Genomic DNA, 20,503 nt, shown 5'->3' with positions numbered 1-20,503 from the left:
TCGCTCTGCTGGCTCGTATCGGACAAGAGATAAGTCGATCGGGCCGAGACACCCGCACGATGGCGAACTCGAAGGGCGACCCGCGGGTGCTGCTCGTGATGAACCTCGTGCTGTCGACGGCGTTCGCGACCGCCGTGGTCTGGGGCCTGTCGTTCATCGACATGGTCGCGTTCACGTGGCGAAACGTCGCGGTCCTCGCCGGACTCCTCGTGGTCGTGACGCATCTCGTCACTCGGTAGCGACCGCACGTGCGGTCCGACGGCGACCGACGCACGAGCGCCGGCGCCCGACTCGCGGCGAGCGGTCGTCCGACTCGTCGGACCTCCCCAACGACCGGGGCTCGACCCCGCGGCCGACGCCCGTCTGCCGAAAGTTTATAACGACGGCTTGGAAGCGGAGGGTATGGCGAAATCGCCGGACAGCATCGCGAACTGTCCCCACTGCGACGCCCCGCTCGCCCACCTCCAGCGCGGCTGCGGCGCCTGCGAGCGCCGCGTGTCGTGGGAGTGGACCGAACCGTGCCCGGCCTGCGAGGCCGACGTCGACTACGCGACCGCGCCCGACCGGTGCCCGTCGTGCCGGACCGACCTCTCGGTCTGGGACGGCGTCGTCGCCCGGGTGCTCCGCCGGCGCCACCACGCCGACCTCCGGGTCGACAAGGACGCCGTCCCCCACCCGACCGGCGCGGGGTTCGTCTGCCACACCGGCGACCCCCGGGGCCAGCGGGCCGACTACCGCCGGCCGCTCCCCGACGGGAAGGGCATCCACGTCAAGGAGTTCGCCGACCGCTACGAGGTCCACTGGGACAAGGTCGACCCGACCGTCGACTTCCTGGGCCACGTCGTCGCCGACGCGCCCCACTGGCTGCTGGTCGGCGGCTTCCTCGGCGTCAAGCTGGCGCGGTGGCCCGTGGGACTCACTCGCGGTCTCGCCGGGCATATCAAGAGATAAGCCCCCGCGCCCCAGGGGTTCGAACATGACCATCGAAGACCGCGGGGACGCCAAGCTCCTCACCCACGCCCTGGCCCAGGACACCCTCTCGAAGATCCGGGACGTCGAGACCGAGCAGGTCGGCTTCCGGAAGGGCCTGGTCAAGCTCGGCCGCATCTGCGGCTACGAGATCATCGACGGCGCGATGGAGACCGAGTACGTCCAGATCCGGACGCCGCTGACCGAGACCACCGGCGAGCGCGTCAAGGGGCTCGACGACGTGGTCATCATCAACGTGCTCCGGGCCGCGACCCCGTTCGTCGAGGGGCTGCTGAAGGCGTTCCCCCGGGCCAAGCAGGGCGTCATCAGCGCGGGCCGCGACGAGGAGGCCGGCCGCGACGAGGACGGCACCTTCCCCATCACCATCGACTACGTGAAGCTCCCCGAGATCCGCGAGCAGGACACCGTCATCGTCGCCGACCCGATGCTCGCCACCGGCTCGACGATGTGCGCGGTGCTCGAGGAGGTGCTCGACGAGCAGCCCAACCCCGAGGACCTGTTCGTGCTCTCGGCGGTCAGCGCGCCCGAGGGCCTGCTCCGGGTCGGCGACGAGTTCGACGAGGCCGACCTGCTGACGGTCGCCATCGACGACCACCTCAACGACGAGGGGTTCATCGTGCCCGGCCTCGGCGACGCCGGCGACCGGGCGTTCCGGACGAAGTGATTACGGTCGGTCCGATTCTCGGAGTCCGCGGACGACCTCCACGGGGTCGACAGATACCTCGTCTGTCGACCTCATTTCGACGAGGAAGGTGGCCAGATTCTCGTCCTCTGCCCCGCCGTTATCGTCACTCTCGACTATCCTGCCCATCTACGTGAAATCCTCTGTCCCGATTCACGTAAGCGTTCTCCACGCTCACAACCGCAGCAGCCGCGACACCAGCGACCCGCCGCCCTTCTGCGCCATGATCACGGTCCCCTCTGTGCGCCGCCCGACCGCCTGGGGCGTCGACCCCACGACCCGCCGCCGGAGCGCGCCGGTCCGGGTCGCTCCGATGACGGTCACGTCCCGGGACCGCGAGGCCGCGACGATCTCCTCGGCGACGTCGCCCTCGCGGATCTCGGTCCCGACCTCGACGCCGGCCAGCGACTCGGCCGCCCCGGCGAGCAGGTCGCGGGCCGCCGGCTCCTCGCCGACGCCGCTGATCACCCGCAGGAGGTCGACCCGGGCGCCGTTGGCGACCGCGATGGCCCGCGCCACCGACGCCGCCAGCTCGGCGTGCGGGCTCTCGGCGACCGGCAGCAGCACCGCCTCGACCGCGCCGGCGAGCGCGCCGATCTTCTCGACCAGCACGTCGCAGTCGGCCCGGCGCACCACCCGGTCGACGTTCGCACCCAGGACCGCGTTCTCCCGGCGCCGGGCCTGCCAGCCCACGAGCAGCGCGTCGCAGTCCCGCTCGTCGATCGCCGCGAGCACGCCCCTCGCCACCGACGAGGCGACGTAGAGCTTCCCGGCGACCGGGACGCCCGTCCCGGAGGCGACCTCCACCGCCCGGTCGAGCACGGCCCGGCGCTCGCCGCCGAACTCCCGGGCGATCACGTCGTCGGTGAACATCGCGAACGGCGACTCCCGGGGCGTGACGACGACGCCGACCACGAACACCTCCCCGCCCCGGTCGCGGGCCACGTCGACCGCGGTCCGGACCAGCTGCTCGGCGTGGTCGGGGTTGCCGACCGCCACGGCTATCCGGTACTCGTCGCTCCCCTCCCCGTCCATCGACGGAAGCACACCGTCCGCCGGCAAAAGCGTTCGCGTCGCTCGCACCGCCCGATCACTCGCCCGTCCGTTTCGGGTGGAGCGCGGGCCTCGATGCTCCTCGACCGCCCGTCGCAGGGGGTCGGCGGCGCCGCCGGCCCGCAGCGTCCGCCATCGCCAAGACCTATATGCCCGCCCGACACACCCCGAACCATGGCCGACGACGAGGACCCCTGCAACGACTGCGGCGACCCCGTGTCGGACGCGCTGGCCCGCACGGTCCGGCTGACCGTCGACCGCTCGCAGATCGACAGCCAGCGGCTCTGCCCCGAGTGCTTCGCCGACTGGATCGACCGCTACGAGTCCGAGATGCAGCCCGACGACCACCCGGCCGTGGGCGACGCCGACGCGGACATCATCGTCGACTGATCACCGTCGGCCGACCCCTCCGTCTCGACTGGAGAACCGCCGGACGGCGGAGCGTTCGCCGGCGCATCGCTCCTGACGAAACCCACCCCGTAGCGGGACGGACCCCTCCGGAGAGGTTCGCGTCGCCCGATGTCGACGGTCGTCGAACCCCCTCGTTTCGGGTGTAGAACCGCGAGACGGCAGCGGGATTTCTCGTTCGCTCCGGGGTCGCGAAACCGACCCTCGTGTGCGAATGGTGGCCAAACAAGGACTACTGAACTGAAAGAGGACTGTCGAGGACTCGGTTCGGTCGGAACCGGTCGAGTCCCCCTTCTACTCGCCGCCCGCCGCCTCGTCCTCGCTCTCGTCTTCTCCGCTCTCGTCTCTGCTCTCGCTTCCTTCGCTCTCGTCCCCGCTTTCGTCCCTGCTCTCGCCCCCGTCGCCGCTCCCGTCCCCGTCCTCCTCGCTCGCCGACAGCCCCTCGTCGCCCCGCTCCAGCGCCTTCGGGACGTCGTGGTGGTCGGAGTAGCCGTCGAACCACCGGACGATGCGCTCGAGCCGGTCGACCACGTGGCCGGGCTCGCCGCTCCGGGAGAGCTCGTGGCCCTCGCGGGGGTACCGCACCAGCCGGGTCTCGACGCCGTTCTTCTTGTAGAGCAGGTAGAGCATCTCGCCGTTGTTCACCGGGACGCGGTAGTCGTCGTCGGCGTGGATCAACAGCGTCGGGGTGTCGACCCGGTCGGCGTAGGCCGCCGGCGACTGCTCCCAGAGGAACGCGGGGTCCTCCGACGGCGTGGTGTCGAAGTCCCACTCGATCAGCTTGAACGCGTCCGTCGACCCGTAGAAGCTGTTGAGCTCGTAGACGCCCCGCTGGCTGACCGCGCCCGCGAACCGGTCGGTGTGGCCGACGATCCAGGTCGTCATGTAGCCGCCGTAGCTCCCGCCCGTGACGAACAGGTTGTCCTCGTCGACGTACTCGCGGCCCGCCACCTCGTCGACGCCGGCCATGATGTCCTCGTAGGCGACCGGGCCCCACTGGCCGCCGCCGAGCGCCGCCATGAACTCCTCGCCGTAGCCGGTCGACCCCCGCGGGTTCGACCAGAAGACGACGTAGCCCCGCGCGGCGAGCAGCTGGAACTCGTGCCACATCGTCCCGCTGGTCGACCACATCGCGTGGGGGCCGCCGTGGATCTCGACCGCGAGGGGGTACGTCTCACTGGACTCAAAGTCCGGCGGCGTCAGCACCCAGCCCTGGATCTCGTCGCCCGAATCGTTCTCGAACCGGATCTCCTCTGGCTGGGCGACCGCGCGGTCGTCGAGGTAGTGGCGGTTGACCCGGGTGAGCCGGCGGGTCTCGGCGCCGCCGAGCGTCGAGACGAACACGTCGCCGGGGTGGTCCCACTCCGACCGGACGAACGCAAGCTTGTCCGGGCCGACGGTTGCGTCCTCGACCGCGCCGTCGGCGACCACGCGCTCGGGGTCGGCGCTCGCGTCGCCCGGCGCGCGCCAGACCGCGACCTCGCCCTCGTCGGGCGTCAGGAAGTAGACGCGCTCCTCCTTCGGCCCCCACTGGACCGTCATGTCCACCGAGACGGTCCGGTCGAGCGCCTCGGTCGGCGTCGTCTCCTCGCCGGTCTCGCGGTCGAGCACCCTGATCTCGGTCTGGCGGAGCGTCGCGTTCTCCTCGGGGGTGTAGGCGTAGGCGAGTCGGCCGTCTCCGGTGGCCGCGAGCATCGGCGTCCACCCGGTGGTCTGGACGACCGTCCCGGTCTCCTCGCCCGCGTCGAGGTCGTACTCCGCGACGTCGATGACGATGTTGTCGTCGGGGTCGCCGGTCCGGCGCGCCCCGTAGTACAGCGTCGACTCGTCGGCCCACTCGGGTTCGAGGTGGTCGTAGTCGCCCTCGGTGAGCCTGGTGATCTCGTCGTCCTCCGCGAGATCCGCGACGTAGACGTGCGAGCGCCGCCCGTCGAAGTACCGCTCGCCCGCCCGGTAGACCAGCCGGTCGACGACCCGGGGGTCGGGCGCCTCGGGCTCGTACTCCTCGCCGTCGAGGCCGAGGTCCCGGCCCTCCTCGCGGTCCTCGGCGGTGGCCTGCTGGACGAACGCGATCCGACTCCCGTCGGGCGACCACGCGATGGACGAGACGCCGCCGACCACGTCGGTCACCCGCCGGGCCTCGCCGCCGTCTGTCGGCATCACCCACAGCTGGGGCCGGTCGTCGTCGGCGCCGCGGGTGCTGACGAACGCCAGGCGGTCGCCGCTCGGGCTCCACCGCGGCTGGCTGTCGACGCCCTCGCTCACGGTGAACTGCCGGGGCTCGTCGCCGCCCACCGGGACGACGTGGACCGTCGCCTCGTACTCCTCGTCGTCCTTCGGCACCTTCCGGACGAACGCCACCCGCTCGCCGTCGGGCGAGACCCGGGGCTCCTCGACCTGCGCGATGTCGCGGTAGTCCCTGGCGCGAACCGTCTCCATACCGTCGGTCTACGAACCGGTCGGCAATAGCATTTCGATTCGTAACCTCGATACGGTCGGGCCTCAGTCGAACACCACGGGCGCCCCGTCGTCGAACCGGAACGCCGCCCGGTCGCCGCGCTCGACTCGCTCGCTCCGGCCCTGCATCACGACCGACAGCTCCAGGCCGTCGCCGACGTCGACGACGTAGTTGGTCTGGTCGCCCTGGAAGTACCGCTCGGCGACCTCGCCCTCGAACGTCGCGCCGCCGTCGGTCGCCCGCTCCGACGCGGCTCCGTCCTCGACCAGCGAGACGTCCTCGGGCCTGAGCGAGACGGTCACGTCGCCCTCCGCGACCTGCTCGTCCGGCGCGAACCGGATGCCGTCCCGACCGCCGACCGCCACGACGGTCCGGCCGTCCTCGCGGACCGCCCGCCCGTCGAGCAGGTTGGTGTCGCCGATGAAGTCCGCCACGAACGGGGTCGCGGGCTCGCGGTAGATCTCCTCCGGCGTGCCGACCTGTTCGAGCTGCCCCTCGTTCATGACCGCGAGGCGGTCCGAGAGGGTCATCGCGACCTCCTGGTCGTGGGTCACGTAGAAGAACGCGCCCTGGGTCTGCTCGTGGATCCGGCGCAGCTCCACCTGCATCTGCTTGCGGAGCTTCCGGTCGAGGCTCGACAGCGGCTCGTCGAGCAGCAGGACGCTGGGCTCGTTGACCAGCGCCCGCGCCAGCGCCACCCGCTGCTGCTGGCCGCCCGACAGCTCGGTCGGGTCCCGGTCCTCGTAGCCGCCGAGGTCCACCAGCTCAAGGTAGGTCTCGACCTTGCGGCGGCGGACCTCGGCCTCGGACTCGCCCGCCGACACCTCGTCGGCGTCGAGCCCGCGCTTCTTCAGGCCGTAGGCGACGTTCTCGCCCACGGTCATGTGGGGGAACAGCGAGAGGTGCTGGAACACGAGGTTGGTGTCCCGGGCGTCCGGCGGCACCCCGCGCATGTCCCGGCCGTCGATGACGACGTCGCCGTCGGTCGGGGTCTCGAACCCGCTGATCATCCGGAGCGTCGTGGTCTTCCCGCACCCCGACGGCCCGACCAGCGAGAAGAACTCGCCGCGCTCGATCCGGAAGTCGATGCCGTCGACCGCGGTCACGTCGCCGAACTCCTTGCGCACGTCGTGGAGTTCGATCAGTGCCTCACCCCGCGCCGTCGTCCCTTGTTCCCCCTCTACCGCCATGCGGTCCGATACCCCGCCCGGACACAAAACGGTGGTCGATTGTGAGCGTCTCGCACGATATAGATTAACTCCGCGTCCGTCGGTGAGAACGCCGGATAAGTTCCGGAACCGAAGAAAGTACCCGGACAGCGTCGAATTTAGTCGACAAGCTCCCCGTAATATCGACCAATTTTTATTACGCTGCCGGAAGCCACTGTTTCGTGGGTGGGGAGACCTAATGACACACGAGAAACGCCAACGTGAAGCGGACGGAGCGGACGCCACGACCGACCTGACGCAGTCGAGACGCCGGTTCCTCGGCGCGGTCGGCGCGACCGGGCTGGCCGGAGCCTCGGTCGTCGGCACCGCGTCGGCCCAGCGGCCGACGCTCAACGTGCTGACGTGGGAGGAGTACGGCGACCCGAAGCTGCTGAAACCCATTCAGGAGCAGGTCGGCGTCGACATCCAGATCACCAAGTCGACGTCGTCGGCCAAGATGTTCTCCAGCTGGAACGCGGGCCAGTACCGGCAGTACGACATCGCCATCCCGAACAACAACTACGTGCCGAAGATGATGAACGCGGACCTGCTGGCGCCGGTGCCGGACGGGGTGGTCACGAACCAGCAGAACATCTACGACAAGTTCCAGCAGTTCCAGCAGAACCAGTTCACCAAGGCGGGCGACCTCTACGGCGTGCCCATCCGGTTCGGCTGGTACGGCTACTCCTACGACTCCCGGAAGATCCCGGACCACGAGCCGACCTACGACATCCTGTTCAGCGAGAGCTTCCAGGGGACGGACCTGAAGGGGAAGATCGTCATGTACGACAACCACTTCAAGGCGATGAGCGCGACGGCGCTCTCGATGGGGATGACCGACGCCTTCCAGGGCCCGCGGGTCACGCTCTCCCAGGAGCAGATCGACAAGGTCAAGCAGAAGCTGATGGACCAGAAGCCGCTGCTCCAGGGGTACATCGCGGCCGACCCGACCTACATCAAGTCGTTCCGCCAGGGCAACTTCCTGGTCGGCCAGTCGGGCCGCAACGAGATCGTCGAGATGTGGGTCAACGGCGACGACTGGCCGAAGATGGCCGTGCCCAAGGAGGGGTCGCTGGCGTGGTTCGAGTCGGCCGTCGTCTCGAAGGCCTCGAAGAACAAGCAGAAGGCGTGGGAGGTCGTCAACCAGTACATCTCGCCGAAGCTGGGCGCGACGCTCGCGAAGGTCGGCTACTCGCCCAGCGTCAACCCGGCGACCCAGCAGTACCTGACCGAGCGCCAGAACCAGCTCTACGGCGCGATCGACCCGGCCAAGATCGCGAACTTCATCCCGTTCAAGGCGGTCGAGAACGAGCGGGCGTGGATACAGGCCTGGGAGGAAGTGAAGGTCGCGTAGCGTGTCCACCGAAACCTCCGAGCGCGGACGGTCCGCGCGCGAGCGGGCGGTCGGCGCCTTCACCTCGCGGGCGAGCAAGCTGGGGATAACGGCCGGACCGGCGCTGATCTGGCTGTTCCTCCTGCTGCTGACGCCGCTGACGTTCATGGTGGCAGTGAGCTTCACCAACGTCGACACGTTCACGTACGAGATCATCTGGAAGCCGACGCTCGACAACTACCAGCAGCTGTTCGCCGGGCAGGGGCCGTTCTGGCAGACGGCGTTCTTCCAGTCGCTCGCGCTGTCGTACTTCATCGCGGGGGTGACGACGGTGCTGTGTCTGGTGCTGGCGTTCCCGCTCGCGTACCTGCTGGCCCGGCGGGGCGGCACCACGTTCAAGGTGGTGATCTTCCTGGTGCTGCTGCCGTTCTTCACCATGTACCTGGTGCGGGCCTACTCGTGGTACCTCATGTTCGGCCCGAGCGGCGTCATCAACAGCACCCTGGTCAGAATCGGCATCGTCGACAGCCCGCTGGGGCTGTTCAACTACGGGGTGCCGGCGATCATCATCGGGCTGACCCACGCGTACTTCCCGTACATGCTGCTGTCGCTGTACGCCAGCCTCGACGGCCTCGACTTCTCGCTCACCGAGGCGGCCCGCGACCTCGGGGCGAGCCGGGTCGAGACGCTGAAGGACGTCATCCTCCCGCTCGTACTGCCGGGCATCATCAGCGGGAGCCTGTTCGTGTTCGTGCCGGCGCTCGGGGCGTTCATCACGCCGCGGTTCCTCGGCCAGGGGAAGGTGCTGATGATCGGGCAACTCATCGAGAGCCGCATCAACTCGCTGTACGCCATCGGCTACGGCAGCGCCGCCTCCATGTTCATCGTCCTGAGCATCGTCGTGGCGTTCGCGCTGGCGTTCCGGTACGTCAGCATCGAGGACCTGGGAGGTGTCTGAGATGGCGACCGAGACCGACGCCGGCACCGAGACCGACCGCCCCGCCGGCGCCGAGACCGGGGCCGGGACCCGACTCCTCGACCACGAGCGCAAGGAGTGGCTACTCGGCCGGGGGCTGTACGTCGTCGCGGGCGCGCTGCTGGTGTTCCTCTGGATCCCGCTCGCGGTGATGATCGTCCTCTCGTTCGCGGTCAACGCCAGCACGTTCTTCCCGTTCCGCGGGTTCACGCTGGCCCACTACGGCGCGACGTTCGCCGACGCCGCGCTGATGCGGTCGCTCTGGAACAGCGTCCAGATCGCCACGCTCGCGGCGTCGATCGCGACGGTGCTGGGGGTGCTCGCCAGCTTCGCGCTCGCCCGGTACGCGTTCCCGCTCAAGGAGGCGTACCGAACCTTCGGCATCCTCCCGATGGTGATCCCGGGCGTGGTGCTGGGCATCGCGCTGCTCATCTACTTCCGGACGCTGCTGCCCCAGCTGTTCGGCATCGTCATCGTGCCGGGGTTCTGGACGGTCGTGCTCACCCACAGCGTGTACGGGTTCCCGTTCGTGCTGCTGCTGGTCACCTCGCGGCTCTACACGTTCGACGAGTCGCTCGAGGAGGCGGCCCGGGACCTCGGCGCGGACCCGCTGACGGTGTTCCGGGACATCACGCTGCCCATCGTGGCGCCGGCCATCGGCGCGGGCTTCCTGTTCGCCTGGATCCGCTCGTTCGAGGACTTCATCCGGGCGTTCTTCGTCCGCGGGACGATGGACGTGCTGACGACCTCGATGTTCTCGATGATCAAGTACGGCACCGCCCCGAAGATGAACGCCATCTCGTCGTTCATCGTCTTCGTCATCGCCGTCGTGCTCGCGGTCGCCATGAACGTCGGCAACGTGACGGGGATGGTGGCGGGGACCGAGGGCGAGGGGGAGTAGTCGGTCCCGGATCCCTCCTTCTCTTCCTCCGTCACGCCAGGCCAAGCAGCGCCATCGCGCCGAACAGCAGGTCGCCGTAGGTCAGCGCGACGACGGTCCCGACGAACAGCGGGACCACGAACGGGATGCCGGGCGAGACCCACACCTCGTCCGCCGCGACGAGCACGTCCAGGCCGTCGCGCAGCCCCTCGGGCGTCGTGCCGTAGGCGCCGTGGTCGATGTCGTCGAGAAACGCCGCCGCGCCCCAGGGGTCGGCGTCGGACGAGTCGACGTTCGGCTCTCCATCGACTGCAGCTTCCTCCGCCGACGCTTCGAGTTCGCCGCCGTCGGACCGCGTCCGACGAGAGCCGCGCTCGGCGGACTCGCGCTCGCCGCGGTCGGCGCGGACCTCCTCGACGCCGACCGCGCCGTCGCCCGGCGGGTTCGGCGCCGCGGGCAGCGTCGCGGGGTCCCGGAGGCGGTCGGCGTCCTCGCGGAGGTCGGCGAGCGTCAGGCCCCGCCACCGGAGGTACATCCGGACCGCGTCGAGGTCGACGCCGTTGCGGGTCGTCCCGTCGGGCGTCTCCAGCAGGCGGCCGTGCTCCGCGGGGACCGCGTCCCACGGCACGGGCTTGCCGACGAACATCACCGGCGAGAACCGCCCGGCGGCCGCGTTGCGCGCGAGCACCGCCAGCGGGTAGCACGCGCCGAGCAGCACCGTGTTCGTGAGTATCGTCAGCGAGAACACGCCGACGGCGGTCTGCTGGTGGGGCAGCGCCCACCCGAGCACTTCGTAGGTCGGGTACGTCGGGAACAGCGCCGCGACCACGAGGAACGCCTTCGCGTCGGCGCCGCCGAACGCCCGGAACCACCAGAACGCGACCACGAGGGGCGCGACGAACCCGAGGCTGACGGCGGCGCGCACGGCGAACGCCCGGGTCTCGTAGGGCGTGCCGGTCCACGCCTGCCAGCCCTCCCAGGCCAGCAGGACCACCGCGAGCGCGGCGAGGGGGTACCACGTCCGGTTCGGGATCCGGCGGGTCTTCACGTCGCGCCACGCGGCCCAGCCGAAGACCGGGACGACGAGCAGGCGCAGCAGGTCGGGTATCGAGGCGTCGAGTGGGGCCACGGCGAGTAGTGCTCCGTGAGCGAGGGTTGTTCCGGCCTCCTATATAAATGTACGAGGAAGATTCCGCGGAAACGAATCGCGGCGGGCGACGGGTCGGTTCGGGGCAAAGCGGACGTTCTCGGCGGGGAACGGGCAGAACGCGGCTCCCGATCAGGTCCCTTCGTCGACGGCGTGAATCGCGTCGACCCGCCACGACGTGCTCCCCTCGTCGGTCTCGACCAGCGTCGCGTCGACGGTGCCGCCGTCGTCGGCCAGTCGCTCGAACAGGTCGGCCCGGCCCTCGGGCAGGGGCACGGCGACGTACCGGTCGTCGGAGCTGCGGAGGACGACCTCGCGCTCGACGGCGTCGAGGTTCCAGACGCGGAAGGTGTCTCGCATCGTCACGTCAGAGCACCCGGAACACCCGGACCGTGTCGCGCTCGCCGGGTTCGCTGATGAGCTGTGCGAGTCCGAGCTCGGAGAACACGTCCTTCCAGTCGCGGTGGTAGAGCGGGAAGTCGTCGTGGACGTAGCTCACCTCGGCGCCCTCCCGGCCGCGGACGGGGCTGTTGCCCTCGTTCTCGGCGGTGATCAGCAGGTCGTCGGTGACCCGGATCAGCTCCTCGAACACCCAGTCGTTGTCGGGGTGGACGTGCTGGAGCGTCTCGACCGAGTAGACGACGTCGAACTGGTTGTCGTCGAACTCGGGGACCAGGTCCTCGATAGCGCCGGTGTGGAACGTCCCGGTCTCGGCGAGCCGGGGGTAGTGGTCGGCCATCACGTCGAACGAGTCGTCGTTGATGTCGACGCCGGTGAGGTTCCGGTACCCCTCGTCCAGCAGGGCCGCGAGGTGCCGGCCCGAACTGCAGCCGACTTCCAGAATCGTGGCGTCGCGGTCCACGTAGTGGTCGAAGACGGCCGCGAGGGTCTCGGTGACCTCGTTGGGGCCGATGTCGGCGTAGTAGCCGGGCGAGAACGCCTCCGAGCGGTTCGCCCAGTACCGGTGGTTGTCCTCGGGGTCCATACGCGACGCCACGTGCCCGAGCGTAAAGAGGCCGCGGAGTCGGGGGCGCGTCGACCCCGACCGGGCCGTCGCGAGGTCGGGCCGAGCGTCGTCGCTCGGGACCGGGAGCCGAAGCTACCGGGCGCGCCCCGGGATCGGCAGGTCGGGTCGACAAAAAATGACCGCCTCGGGTGCAACCGCCGCGCTCGCGGCGGGCGGCGGGTTGCGGTTGTGTCGTGCGCGCTGCGCGCCGACGCTCAGATGACGCGGTTCTGGAGGTAGTCGAGGTGCTTGGCGTTGTAGACGATCCTGACCTCGTCGGCGGCCGGGCTGCCGATGCAGGTCAGGCGGACGTTCTTCTCCTCGACCTCCTCGTCGCTGAGGATCTGCTGCATGTCCATGTCGATGTCGCCCTCCTTGACGATGGCGGCGCAGTTCGCGCAGGCGCCGGCGCGGCACGAGAACGGCCAGTCGTAGCCCTGGGCCTCGGCGGCCTCGAGGATGTACTCGCCCTCGGCGACGTCGAGCGTGCCGTAGTCCTCCTCGCCCAGACCGGCGTCCTCGGCCTTCTCGAAGAGGTCGTCGTCGTCCATGTCCCAGCCCTGGTCGTCCAGCACTTCGTAGTTGAGGTATTCTACGGTTGGCATCAGCCGGCGATTCGACCGCGACATGGTTAGTAGTTATTGTTTCACGCCGAGACGCGCCGACGCTACTGATAAATCGGGAAGAACCCGGCGGCCGGTCGCCGGAACGGGGGACGACCCCGACGCGGCCTACCGATACAGCGGGAAGAACTCGAACAGCAGGTACGACGCCACCGCCGAGATGGTCGGCGTGAGGATCCAGAGCATGATGACCCGCCCGGTCGAGGCCGGGTCGAACAGGTCCTTGGTCTGGAGGTCCGCGGGGTCCTCCTCGCCGATCCGCTGGACCTCGTCGTCGGGTTCGGCGGTGAGCGCGTCGACCGACATCTTCGACTCGCCCTCGGCGGTCTCGTCGGCCTCCTCGCCCTCGCCGCGGACCGCGGCGGCCGCGGCGTCCCGGACCCTGACCGCCCGGGTCGCCCGGCCCCAGCCCAGCCCGATGATGCACATCGTCGCGCTGACCGCGAGGCTGGCCGGGATGCCGAGGTACGACAGGAAGGTGATGAGCGACGCCGACACCACCTCCACGATGAGCGCGGCCAGCAGCGGGAGGTCGGTGAGGTCGTTGCCGACGGTGTCGAGGGTGCGCCGGGCGATGGTGAACGCCCCGAGCGCGATGGCGCCGGCCGCGAGCAGGATGCCCTGGTTGATGCCGATGGCCCCGCTGCCGACCAGCGGGGCGACCGCGTTGGCCACGTTGCTCGCGCCCGCCGAGAACGCCATGTAACAGCCGATGACGACGACGAGGATGCTGCTGACCAGCTCCCGGCGGTTCGTGTTCGCCGCCGGAACGGGAACGGGGACCGACGCCACCCGGCCGTACTCGAACAGCGGCCCCTCCGACTGGTCGATCCGGAACCAGACGTCGAGGTAGGGGTAGAGGTACCGCCCGATGACCGCGCAGACCCAGAACGCGACGATGGGCGCGACCAGCCACCACGAGACGATCTGGCCCATCACGCCCCAGGCGATGTCCCCGGCCGCGACGCCCAGGCCCGCGATGGCGCCCACGGCGGTCATCGAGGTCGAGGCGGGCACGCCGAACAGGTTCGACACCAGCAGCGCCAGCCCGACGAAGAACAGCACCCCGACGCTCGCCGGGAGGGTGAACAGCGTCGACGGGACGATGTCGCCGCCCATCGTCTCGACGACGTTCCGGCCGACCGTCCAGCCGCCCAGCAGCGCGAAGGCTGCCATCAGCGCTGCCGCGCCCAGTTTCGAGACCACGCCGCTGCCGACCGCCGGACCGAAGGCGACGCCCGTCGATGAGCCGCCGATGTTGAACCCGACGAAGACGGCGACGGCGAGACCGACGAGTAGGAGTACGCTGATCACACCTGTACGAACACACGACGGCGGTTAAATCGTATCGGTTCGCTTACTCGGCCGGTGTCGCTTCCGCTCGCTCGTCGGCGGGGGCCGAACGCGGCCCGGCAAAAGACACAGACGAAGAAAGGGTTATCCCGGCGGCACGAGTGTCCGTACCTATGAAGGTCCTCGTAACGGACCCCATCGCCGACGCAGGTCTAGCCCGACTCCGTGAGGCGGGTCACGAAGTCGAAACTGCCTACGACGTGGAGGGGGACGCGCTGCTGTCTGCCGTCTCGGACGCCAACGGGCTCATCGTTCGCTCCGGGACCGACGTGAACGAGGCGGTGTTCGAGGCCGCCCCGGACCTCGTCATCGTCGGGCGGGCCGGCATCGGCGTCGACAACATCGACATCGACGCCGCGACCGAGCACGGCGTCATCGTCGCCAACGCCCCGGAGGGCAACGTCCGGGCCGCCGCCGAGCACACCGTGGCGATGGCGTTCGCCGCGGCGCGCTCGATCCCCCAGGCCCACGCCCGGCTCAAGGGCGGCGAGTGGGCGAAGGGCGACTACCTCGGCACCGAGGTCAACGCCAAGACCCTCGGCGTGGTCGGGCTCGGCCGGGTCGGCCAGGAGGTCGCCAAGAAGCTCGACTCGCTCGGGATGGACCTGGTCGCGTACGACCCCTACATCAGCGAGGACCGCGCCGAGCAGCTCGGCGCCGAGCTCGTCGACCTCGACGAGTGTCTCGACCGCGCGGACTTCCTGACGGTCCACACGCCGCTGACCCCCGAGACCGAGGGCCTCATCTCCGACGAGGAGCTCGCCCAGATGGAGGGCGGCTACCTCGTCAACTGCGCCCGCGGCGGCGTCGTCGACGAGGACGCGCTCGCCGAGGCGGTCGACGACGGCGTGCTCGCCGGCGCCGCGGTCGACGTGTTCGCCGACGAGCCCGTCTCGCCCGACAACCCGCTGCTCGACGTCGACGACGTCGTCGTGACGCCCCACCTCGGCGCCAGCACCGAGGCCGCCCAGGAGAACGTCGCGACCAGCACCGCCGACCAGGTCGTCGCGGCGTTCAACGAGGAGCCGGTCGTCAACGCGCTCAACGCCCCGTCCATCGACGAGAGCGCGTTCCCCCGGGTCGAGCCGTACATCGGCCTCGCGGAGACCGCGGGCAAGATCGCGACCCAGCTGCTCGACCAGCGCATCGACGCCATCGAGGTCCACTACGAGGGCGACATCGCCGAGGAGGACGTCGAGCTCGTGACCGCCAGCGCCCAGAAGGGCGTGTTCCAGCCCCTGGAGTGGCAGGTCAACGCGGTCAACGCCCCGCAGATCGCCGAGGACCGCGGCGTCGAGGTGACCGAGAGCAAGACCCGCCAGACCGAGGACTTCCAGAGCCTCGTCCGCGTGACCGTCTCGGGCGGCGACGAGTCGGTCAGCGTCGAGGGCACCCTGTTCGCCGGCGACGACCCCCGCATCGTCCGCGTGGACGACTACCGGGTCGACGCCATCCCGCACGGCCACATGCTGGTGGCCCGGAACAAGGACGAGCCGGGCGTCATCGGGTTCATCGGGACCGTGCTGGGCGAGCACGAGGTCAACATCGCGGGGATGTTCAACGCCCGCGAGGCCATCGGCGGCGAGGCGCTGACCGTCTACACGCTCGACGAGTCGCCCCCGGACGAGGCCAAGGAGGCGCTGGAGGCCGACGACCGCATCATCGGCGCGCAGTACATCGAGCTGAACGGCGCCGAGTAGGCAGTTGACCCCGTCAGTGGGCTGATTCTCGCGGTTCGATCTCCCTTCTCAGAACCCGCGCGCGAGGTACTCCGACTCCCACTCGCCCTCGTCGTCGGTCGACTGCGCCCACTCGCTGCGCTTGACCTCGACGTAGGACTCGAACAGCGCGTCGCCCATCGCCTCGCGGAGGACGTCATCCCCGGCGAGCGCGTCCACCGCCTCCTTCAGGGTGGCGGGCAGTCGCTCGACGCCCCGGGACTCGCGCTCCTCGTCGCTCAGGTCGGCGGGTTCGCGGTCGAGCGGCTCGCCGGGGTCGAGCTGGCGGTCCACGCCGTCGAGTCCGGCCGCGAGCAGGCCGAGCTGGACCAGATACGGATTCACGGTGTTGTCGGCGGGCTTGAACTCGATGCGGGTGGTCGCCGCGGGGTTCCGGGAGTCGACCGACGGGACCCGGACCGCGGCCTCGCGGTTGTCCCGGCCCCAGCAGGCGAACGCCGACGACCACATGCCGGGCGCCAGCCGGTCGTAGGACTCGACCGTCGGCGCGGTCAGCGCGACCAGCGCCGGGGCGTGCTCCAGCAGGCCCCCGACGAAGTGGCGGCCGGTCTCGCTCAGCGGGTAGTGGCCCTCGGCGTCGGGGTCGTGGAAGGCGTTCTCGCCGTCGCGCCACAGCGAGAAGTGGACGTGACAGCCCGAGCCGGGCAGCTGCGGGAAGGGCTTGGGCCGGAAGCTGGTCGTCAGCCCGTGGTCGTCCGCGACCGCCTCGACCGTCTCCTTGAACAGGACGTAGTTGTCCGCGGCCGCGACGCCGGTGTCGTGGTCGACGACCAGCTCCTGCTGGCCGGGGCCGTACTCGGGGTAGTACGCCGCCAGGCCCATCCCCTGAGCCTTGAGCGCGTCCACCGTGTCCGAGATCACGTCGTGGGCGCTGCGCATCCCGGCGGTCGAGAAGCAGGTCGTCTCGTCGTAGGGTTCGAGGTCGCCCGCCTCGGTCTCCCGGAGGTAGTAGAACTCGCTCTCGAACGCCGCCGCGGGCTCGAACCCGCGGTCGGCCACCTCGCCGAGGTACCGCCGCAACTGGGCGCGCGGGCCGGCCGCCCACGGCTCGCCGTCGAGGGTCCGGAGGTCCGCCAGCGCGAACGCCGCGCCCTCGTCGTACGGCAGCGGGGTGAACGTCTCGGGGTCGGGCACCACGCGGACCTCGCCGACCGGCCCGTACGAGCCGTCGGCCGCCAGCCGGTCGAGCGCGTTGAACGACTGCATCGCCTGCGTGACGTTCACGCCGCTCTCGAAGGCGCCCTCAAGGCCGTCGCGGTCGACCACCCGGCCCCGGGGCACCCCGCTGTTGTTGACGAACGCGATGCGGACGAGCTCCACGTCCTCGGCGTCTGCCGTTCGGAGCGCCTCGTCGGTCGTCGTCATGTCGTCCGCGTAAACGCACAGCGCGCCCTTATCGACACGTCATGGTGGCAACATCGTCCGATAGCTGTGATGTGGGGTGCTCCGACGTCGACTGACGCCGGCCTCGCGGTCACCGGTCCGCCCGCCGCAGCGGTCACCCGTCCAGCCGTCGCAGCGCTCCCCCGGCGCCCGCGACGACGAGCCCCGCGCCGGCGAGCAGGGCCAGCCCGGGCGCGTACGACCCCGTGAGCCCGCGGAGCGACCCGACCAGCACCGGGCCGAGGAACCCCCCGACCTCGCCGACCGCGAAGACGAACCCCACGGCCGTCCCGGTGAGCTCCGCGCCGACCCCCTCCAGGTCCGGGGGAATCGCCCGGACCAGCGGCGAGAGCCCGCCGACGCCGACCCCCGTGGCGACGACGCCCGCGTACAGGAGCGGCCCGACCCCGCCGACCGTCAGCCCGACGCCGCCGGCGAACGCGACCAGCCCGCACGCGACCACGGCGGTCCGCCGGGCGGCGTACCGGTCCGCGACCGCCGGGACGGCCGCGACGCCGAGCGCGAACGCCGCGACGAAGCCGCTCGCGATCCGGCCCGCGAGGCCGGCCGAGAGCCCCCGGGCCTCCAGCACGGTCGGGAGCCAGCCCTGGACGCCGTGGTTGACGAGCAGGTACATCGTCCCGACGACCACGACGAGCTGGAGCTCCCGGTGGGCCAGAATCAGCCGGAGGTCGCGCCGCACCGAGCCGAGCGAGAACGACCCCTCGTCCTCGGCGGACCGGTCGTCGACGCCGGCCCGGCGCGCGACGGCGAACCAGACCGCGGCGTAGCCGACCGCGACGACGCCGCTCCAGAAGAAGAGGGGGCGCCAGCCGCCCAGCATCGGGCCGAGCACCGGCCGCCCGACGCCGAACACGCCGGCCGACCCGACCGACGAACCGATGAGGTAGATCGAGGACGGCGTCCCCGTGCGCTCGGGCGGGAACAGGACCGAGACCAGCTTCGGGAGGCCGAACGTGACCGCGGTCGCGCCGACGCCGACCAGCAGCGTGGCCGCGAGCAGCGACGGGAACCCCGGCGCGGCGCTCCGGGCGATCTGGGCCAGGCCGAACACCAGGGCGCCGGCCGCGAGGCTCCGGCCCGGCCCCGCGCGGTCGACGACGACCCCCGACGCCAGCGCGAGCGGGACGTAGGTCAGCGGGACCGCGCCGACCAGCACCCCGGCCTGGGTGCCGGTCAGCCCGAGCTCCGCGCTGACGGTCGAGAGGTAGGCCGGCAGCGAGAACCAGACGAACGTGAGGCACGTGTATCCGAACGCCCCGGCGACGACGAGTCCGTACGCGCGACGGGTCCCGGCTCCCGGCTCTGTCATCCGGCCGGTAGTTACGAGGTGGCGGACAAAAGCCTGTTCGCCCGCCGAGCCGTGCTGGGGGTCGGCGGTCGGGTACGACGCCGGTCGCTCGCCCGACCGCTCACCCTGTCGACTCGGGCCCCGCGTCGACCAGCGCCCACTCGTGGCCGGGCAGGACCTCGTCGGCGCGCTCGGCCACCTTCTTCGCGCTCGCCCACCAGTCGAAGTCGTCGACGGCGCCCCCGCGGCGGAAGGTGGCGTCGTCGCCGCCCTCCAGGTTCTCGTACGTCGGAATCGCGTCCATCGCGACCACGGTCGTCCCCTCGTCGGTGTCGACCGCGACCGATTGGTGGCCGACCGTGTGGCCCGGCGTCGGGAACGCCGTGACGCGCTCGCAGATGTCGGTCTCGCCCTCGACCGGCGTCAGATCGACGGTCAGCCACGGGGGCTCGCGGCCGAGCGACTTGGCCTCGTACCGGGCCGCGTGCATCGGATAGGGCGCGATGGCGTACTCCAGCTCCCGGCGCTGGACGTAGACGGTCGCGCCCCCGTCGACGAAGGCGTCGAGGTTGTAGCAGTGGTCCCAGTCGAGGTGCGTGAGCACGACCGCGTCCACGTCGCCCGGTCCGTACCCCTCGGCCGCGAGCGCCGCCTCCACGGTCTGGCCGTCGTCGCGCCGGCAGTCGAAGCCCGGATGGAGGTCGTCCATCAGGTCGACGTCGCCGAAGCTGGTGTCGACCAGCACCGTCCGCTCGGCCTCGACGAGGAACGCGAGCGAGGGCGCGACGATCTCGACGCCGGTCTCGCCGGCGACGAGCACGCTCTTGTCCATCGTCAGCGAGCCGCAGCACAGCGGGGTCACCGTCGGTGTCATGGCTCGGCGTGGGCGGCGCGGACGGATAAAGCTCCGGCGTCGCGGGGGTCACCCGCGGTCGCGGGAGCCGTCCGCCGCGGCGAGGCCTGCCCGTGTGGCGAGGGTCGCCCACCGTGGCGAGAGTCGCCGCAAGGACGGCCCGTCGCCGCAAGGGTCACCGGGGCCGACACGGTTTTTCCGGTCGAACGGGTATCGGCCGACAATGCGGGTCGAGACGCTGGGCGACGGCACGCCGGAGGTAGCGGTCGCGGGCGCCATCCACGGCGACGAACCCTGCGGCGTCCGCGCCATCGAGCGGTTCCTCGAATCGGACCTCGCCGACGCGGTCGAGCGACCGGTGAAGCTGATCGTCGCCAACGAGCGAGCCCTGGCGGCGGGCGAGCGCTACGTCGAGGCCGACCTGAATCGGGTGTTCCCGGGCGACCCCGACAGCGAGGTCCACGAGGAGCGGCTGGCCCACGACCTCCTGGCCGAGATCGACGGCTGCACGACGCTGGGGTTCCACTCGACGGTCTCGACCGACGAGGCGTTCGGGACGCTGGCCGACCTCACGCCCCGGAAGGCCGAGATCATGCGGGCGATGCCGGTGGCCCACGCCGCCGACTTCACGGGCGTCGTCGAGGGCCGCAGCGTCAACCTGCCCGACTTCGTCAACGTCGAGGCGGGCTACCAGGGCTCGGCGCAGGCGGCAGAGAACGCCTACGACTGCCTGGTGGCGTACCTCCGGCTGCTGGACGTCCTGCCGGGCGCGCCCGACCCGACGCCGACCGACTGCTACCGGGTCAGGGAGGTCGTCCGGAAGGACCCCGGCGCCGACTACGAGGTGTACGCCGAGAACTTCGAGCGGGTCGCCCCGGGCGAGGTGTACGCCGCGACGACCGACGGCGACCGCGAGCTCGCGGCCGACCGGGAGTTCTGGCCCGTCCTGCTGTCGGCGACCGGCCACTCCACGCTGCTGGGCTACGAGGCCGACTACGTCGGCGAGATCGGCGACGTCGCGGCCGCGGAGGCCGACGGGTCGGCGTAGCTCCGGGCGACGCGCTCGCTCGGCGCGACCGCCGCCTTTTACTGCCGCCGG

General features: G+C 70.7%; 21 protein-coding genes. 9 read left to right on the top strand and 12 right to left on the bottom strand.

Going from position 1 to position 20,503, the window contains the following annotated elements; all coding sequences use genetic code 11:
• The first annotated feature begins 59 nt into the window (after nucleotides 1–59).
• The 3 genes from ACQUQF_RS07690 to upp all read left to right on the top strand — a co-directional run bounded on the left by ACQUQF_RS07690 (nucleotide 60) and on the right by upp (nucleotide 1,654).
• The gene (locus ACQUQF_RS07690) at nucleotides 60–239 is read left to right on the top strand and encodes a hypothetical protein (RefSeq protein ID WP_435177385.1); all 180 of its coding nucleotides are present in this window, start codon (nucleotides 60–62) and stop codon (nucleotides 237–239) included.
• Nucleotides 240–402: 163 nt separating this feature from the next.
• Nucleotides 403–951: a hypothetical protein gene (locus ACQUQF_RS07685; protein ID WP_435177383.1), complete on the top strand. Its 549-nt coding sequence runs from the start codon at nucleotides 403–405 to the stop codon at nucleotides 949–951.
• Nucleotides 952–976: 25 nt separating this feature from the next.
• The gene (gene upp / locus ACQUQF_RS07680) at nucleotides 977–1,654 is read left to right on the top strand and encodes a uracil phosphoribosyltransferase (RefSeq protein WP_435177381.1); all 678 of its coding nucleotides are present in this window, start codon (nucleotides 977–979) and stop codon (nucleotides 1,652–1,654) included.
• On the opposite strand, the gene ACQUQF_RS07675 is transcribed toward upp, so the two are convergent.
• Nucleotides 1,655–1,801 carry a hypothetical protein gene (locus ACQUQF_RS07675; protein WP_435177379.1) on the bottom strand — a complete coding sequence of 49 codons (147 nt, stop codon included), beginning with the start codon at nucleotides 1,799–1,801 and terminating at the stop codon, nucleotides 1,655–1,657.
• Nucleotides 1,802–1,846: 45 nt separating this feature from the next.
• Nucleotides 1,847–2,707, bottom strand: a complete 861-nt coding sequence (locus ACQUQF_RS07670) for a universal stress protein (protein ID WP_435177377.1) — start codon at nucleotides 2,705–2,707, stop codon at nucleotides 1,847–1,849.
• 192 nt (nucleotides 2,708–2,899) lie between these two features.
• Between ACQUQF_RS07670 and ACQUQF_RS07665 the strand changes: the two genes are divergently transcribed.
• On the top strand, nucleotides 2,900–3,115 hold the full coding sequence (locus ACQUQF_RS07665; protein WP_435177375.1) for a DUF7569 family protein: 216 nt from the start codon (nucleotides 2,900–2,902) through the stop codon (nucleotides 3,113–3,115).
• A gap of 312 nt (nucleotides 3,116–3,427) precedes the next feature.
• Here ACQUQF_RS07665 and ACQUQF_RS07660 read toward each other — a convergent pair whose 3' ends face one another.
• Nucleotides 3,428–5,572 (bottom strand): S9 family peptidase, encoded by a 2,145-nt coding sequence (locus ACQUQF_RS07660; protein ID WP_435177373.1) that lies wholly within the window; start codon nucleotides 5,570–5,572, stop codon nucleotides 3,428–3,430.
• A 63-nt stretch (nucleotides 5,573–5,635) separates the two neighbouring features.
• Nucleotides 5,636–6,781 carry an ABC transporter ATP-binding protein gene (locus ACQUQF_RS07655; RefSeq protein WP_435177371.1) on the bottom strand — a complete coding sequence of 382 codons (1,146 nt, stop codon included), beginning with the start codon at nucleotides 6,779–6,781 and terminating at the stop codon, nucleotides 5,636–5,638.
• Between the two features lie 217 nt (nucleotides 6,782–6,998).
• Between ACQUQF_RS07655 and ACQUQF_RS07650 the strand changes: the two genes are divergently transcribed.
• The 3 genes from ACQUQF_RS07650 to ACQUQF_RS07640 are packed head-to-tail and all read left to right on the top strand — an operon-like array spanning nucleotide 6,999 to nucleotide 10,009.
• A complete protein-coding gene (locus ACQUQF_RS07650; protein ID WP_435177369.1) occupies nucleotides 6,999–8,153 on the top strand; it encodes an ABC transporter substrate-binding protein in 1,155 nt (384 codons plus the stop codon).
• 1 nt (nucleotide 8,154) lies between these two features.
• Complete coding sequence (locus ACQUQF_RS07645) at nucleotides 8,155–9,090, top strand: ABC transporter permease (RefSeq protein WP_435177367.1); 936 nt, start codon at nucleotides 8,155–8,157, stop codon at nucleotides 9,088–9,090.
• A 1-nt stretch (nucleotide 9,091) separates the two neighbouring features.
• Nucleotides 9,092–10,009 carry an ABC transporter permease gene (locus ACQUQF_RS07640; RefSeq protein ID WP_435177365.1) on the top strand — a complete coding sequence of 306 codons (918 nt, stop codon included), beginning with the start codon at nucleotides 9,092–9,094 and terminating at the stop codon, nucleotides 10,007–10,009.
• Between the two features lie 31 nt (nucleotides 10,010–10,040).
• On the opposite strand, the gene ACQUQF_RS07635 is transcribed toward ACQUQF_RS07640, so the two are convergent.
• The 5 genes from ACQUQF_RS07635 to ACQUQF_RS07615 all read right to left on the bottom strand — a co-directional run bounded on the left by ACQUQF_RS07635 (nucleotide 10,041) and on the right by ACQUQF_RS07615 (nucleotide 14,078).
• Nucleotides 10,041–11,117, bottom strand: coding sequence for a prepilin peptidase (locus ACQUQF_RS07635; RefSeq protein ID WP_435177363.1), 1,077 nt, complete (start codon nucleotides 11,115–11,117; stop codon nucleotides 10,041–10,043).
• Between the two features lie 150 nt (nucleotides 11,118–11,267).
• A complete protein-coding gene (locus tag ACQUQF_RS07630; RefSeq protein WP_435177361.1) occupies nucleotides 11,268–11,495 on the bottom strand; it encodes a hypothetical protein in 228 nt (75 codons plus the stop codon).
• Nucleotides 11,496–11,502: 7 nt separating this feature from the next.
• On the bottom strand, nucleotides 11,503–12,120 hold the full coding sequence (locus ACQUQF_RS07625) for a class I SAM-dependent methyltransferase (RefSeq protein ID WP_435177359.1): 618 nt from the start codon (nucleotides 12,118–12,120) through the stop codon (nucleotides 11,503–11,505).
• A gap of 236 nt (nucleotides 12,121–12,356) precedes the next feature.
• Nucleotides 12,357–12,746, bottom strand: coding sequence for a ferredoxin Fer (gene fer / locus ACQUQF_RS07620; RefSeq protein WP_435177357.1), 390 nt, complete (start codon nucleotides 12,744–12,746; stop codon nucleotides 12,357–12,359).
• 126 nt (nucleotides 12,747–12,872) lie between these two features.
• Nucleotides 12,873–14,078: an anion permease gene (locus tag ACQUQF_RS07615; RefSeq protein WP_435177355.1), complete on the bottom strand. Its 1,206-nt coding sequence runs from the start codon at nucleotides 14,076–14,078 to the stop codon at nucleotides 12,873–12,875.
• 152 nt (nucleotides 14,079–14,230) lie between these two features.
• On the opposite strand from ACQUQF_RS07615, the gene serA reads away from it, so the two are divergent.
• Entirely contained in the window at nucleotides 14,231–15,817 is a 1,587-nt protein-coding gene (gene serA, locus ACQUQF_RS07610; RefSeq protein ID WP_435177353.1) for a phosphoglycerate dehydrogenase, read from the top strand.
• Between the two features lie 48 nt (nucleotides 15,818–15,865).
• On the opposite strand, the gene glnA2 is transcribed toward serA, so the two are convergent.
• The 3 genes from glnA2 to ACQUQF_RS07595 all read right to left on the bottom strand — a co-directional run bounded on the left by glnA2 (nucleotide 15,866) and on the right by ACQUQF_RS07595 (nucleotide 19,425).
• Nucleotides 15,866–17,221, bottom strand: a complete 1,356-nt coding sequence (gene glnA2, locus ACQUQF_RS07605; RefSeq protein WP_435177351.1) for a gamma-glutamylputrescine synthetase — start codon at nucleotides 17,219–17,221, stop codon at nucleotides 15,866–15,868.
• A gap of 133 nt (nucleotides 17,222–17,354) precedes the next feature.
• Nucleotides 17,355–18,572, bottom strand: a complete 1,218-nt coding sequence (locus ACQUQF_RS07600) for an MFS transporter (protein ID WP_435177349.1) — start codon at nucleotides 18,570–18,572, stop codon at nucleotides 17,355–17,357.
• A gap of 100 nt (nucleotides 18,573–18,672) precedes the next feature.
• Complete coding sequence (locus ACQUQF_RS07595) at nucleotides 18,673–19,425, bottom strand: N-acyl homoserine lactonase family protein (protein ID WP_435177347.1); 753 nt, start codon at nucleotides 19,423–19,425, stop codon at nucleotides 18,673–18,675.
• A gap of 202 nt (nucleotides 19,426–19,627) precedes the next feature.
• Between ACQUQF_RS07595 and ACQUQF_RS07590 the strand changes: the two genes are divergently transcribed.
• A complete protein-coding gene (locus ACQUQF_RS07590) occupies nucleotides 19,628–20,452 on the top strand; it encodes a succinylglutamate desuccinylase (protein WP_435177345.1) in 825 nt (274 codons plus the stop codon).
• Nucleotides 20,453–20,503 lie beyond the last annotated feature (51 nt).

Origin of the sequence: Halorussus sp. AFM4 (assembly GCF_051194995.1) — an archaeon.
Classification (GTDB): Archaea; Halobacteriota; Halobacteria; order Halobacteriales; family Haladaptataceae; genus Halorussus.
Note: the sequence above shows the minus strand (reverse complement) of the source record. Positions and strands in the feature narration are given on the sequence as shown.

Coding starts and splice junctions, on each gene's coding strand:
- ACQUQF_RS07690 (WP_435177385.1), top strand. CDS start 60: ATGGCGAACTCGAAGGGCGACCCGCGGGTGCTGCTCGTGATGAACCTC.
- ACQUQF_RS07685 (WP_435177383.1), top strand. CDS start 403: ATGGCGAAATCGCCGGACAGCATCGCGAACTGTCCCCACTGCGACGCC.
- upp (WP_435177381.1), top strand. CDS start 977: ATGACCATCGAAGACCGCGGGGACGCCAAGCTCCTCACCCACGCCCTG.
- ACQUQF_RS07675 (WP_435177379.1), bottom strand. CDS start 1,801: ATGGGCAGGATAGTCGAGAGTGACGATAACGGCGGGGCAGAGGACGAG.
- ACQUQF_RS07670 (WP_435177377.1), bottom strand. CDS start 2,707: ATGGACGGGGAGGGGAGCGACGAGTACCGGATAGCCGTGGCGGTCGGC.
- ACQUQF_RS07665 (WP_435177375.1), top strand. CDS start 2,900: ATGGCCGACGACGAGGACCCCTGCAACGACTGCGGCGACCCCGTGTCG.
- ACQUQF_RS07660 (WP_435177373.1), bottom strand. CDS start 5,572: ATGGAGACGGTTCGCGCCAGGGACTACCGCGACATCGCGCAGGTCGAG.
- ACQUQF_RS07655 (WP_435177371.1), bottom strand. CDS start 6,781: ATGGCGGTAGAGGGGGAACAAGGGACGACGGCGCGGGGTGAGGCACTG.
- ACQUQF_RS07650 (WP_435177369.1), top strand. CDS start 6,999: ATGACACACGAGAAACGCCAACGTGAAGCGGACGGAGCGGACGCCACG.
- ACQUQF_RS07640 (WP_435177365.1), top strand. CDS start 9,092: ATGGCGACCGAGACCGACGCCGGCACCGAGACCGACCGCCCCGCCGGC.
- ACQUQF_RS07630 (WP_435177361.1), bottom strand. CDS start 11,495: ATGCGAGACACCTTCCGCGTCTGGAACCTCGACGCCGTCGAGCGCGAG.
- ACQUQF_RS07625 (WP_435177359.1), bottom strand. CDS start 12,120: ATGGACCCCGAGGACAACCACCGGTACTGGGCGAACCGCTCGGAGGCG.
- fer (WP_435177357.1), bottom strand. CDS start 12,746: ATGCCAACCGTAGAATACCTCAACTACGAAGTGCTGGACGACCAGGGC.
- serA (WP_435177353.1), top strand. CDS start 14,231: ATGAAGGTCCTCGTAACGGACCCCATCGCCGACGCAGGTCTAGCCCGA.
- glnA2 (WP_435177351.1), bottom strand. CDS start 17,221: ATGACGACGACCGACGAGGCGCTCCGAACGGCAGACGCCGAGGACGTG.
- ACQUQF_RS07600 (WP_435177349.1), bottom strand. CDS start 18,572: ATGACAGAGCCGGGAGCCGGGACCCGTCGCGCGTACGGACTCGTCGTC.
- ACQUQF_RS07595 (WP_435177347.1), bottom strand. CDS start 19,425: ATGACACCGACGGTGACCCCGCTGTGCTGCGGCTCGCTGACGATGGAC.
- ACQUQF_RS07590 (WP_435177345.1), top strand. CDS start 19,628: ATGCGGGTCGAGACGCTGGGCGACGGCACGCCGGAGGTAGCGGTCGCG.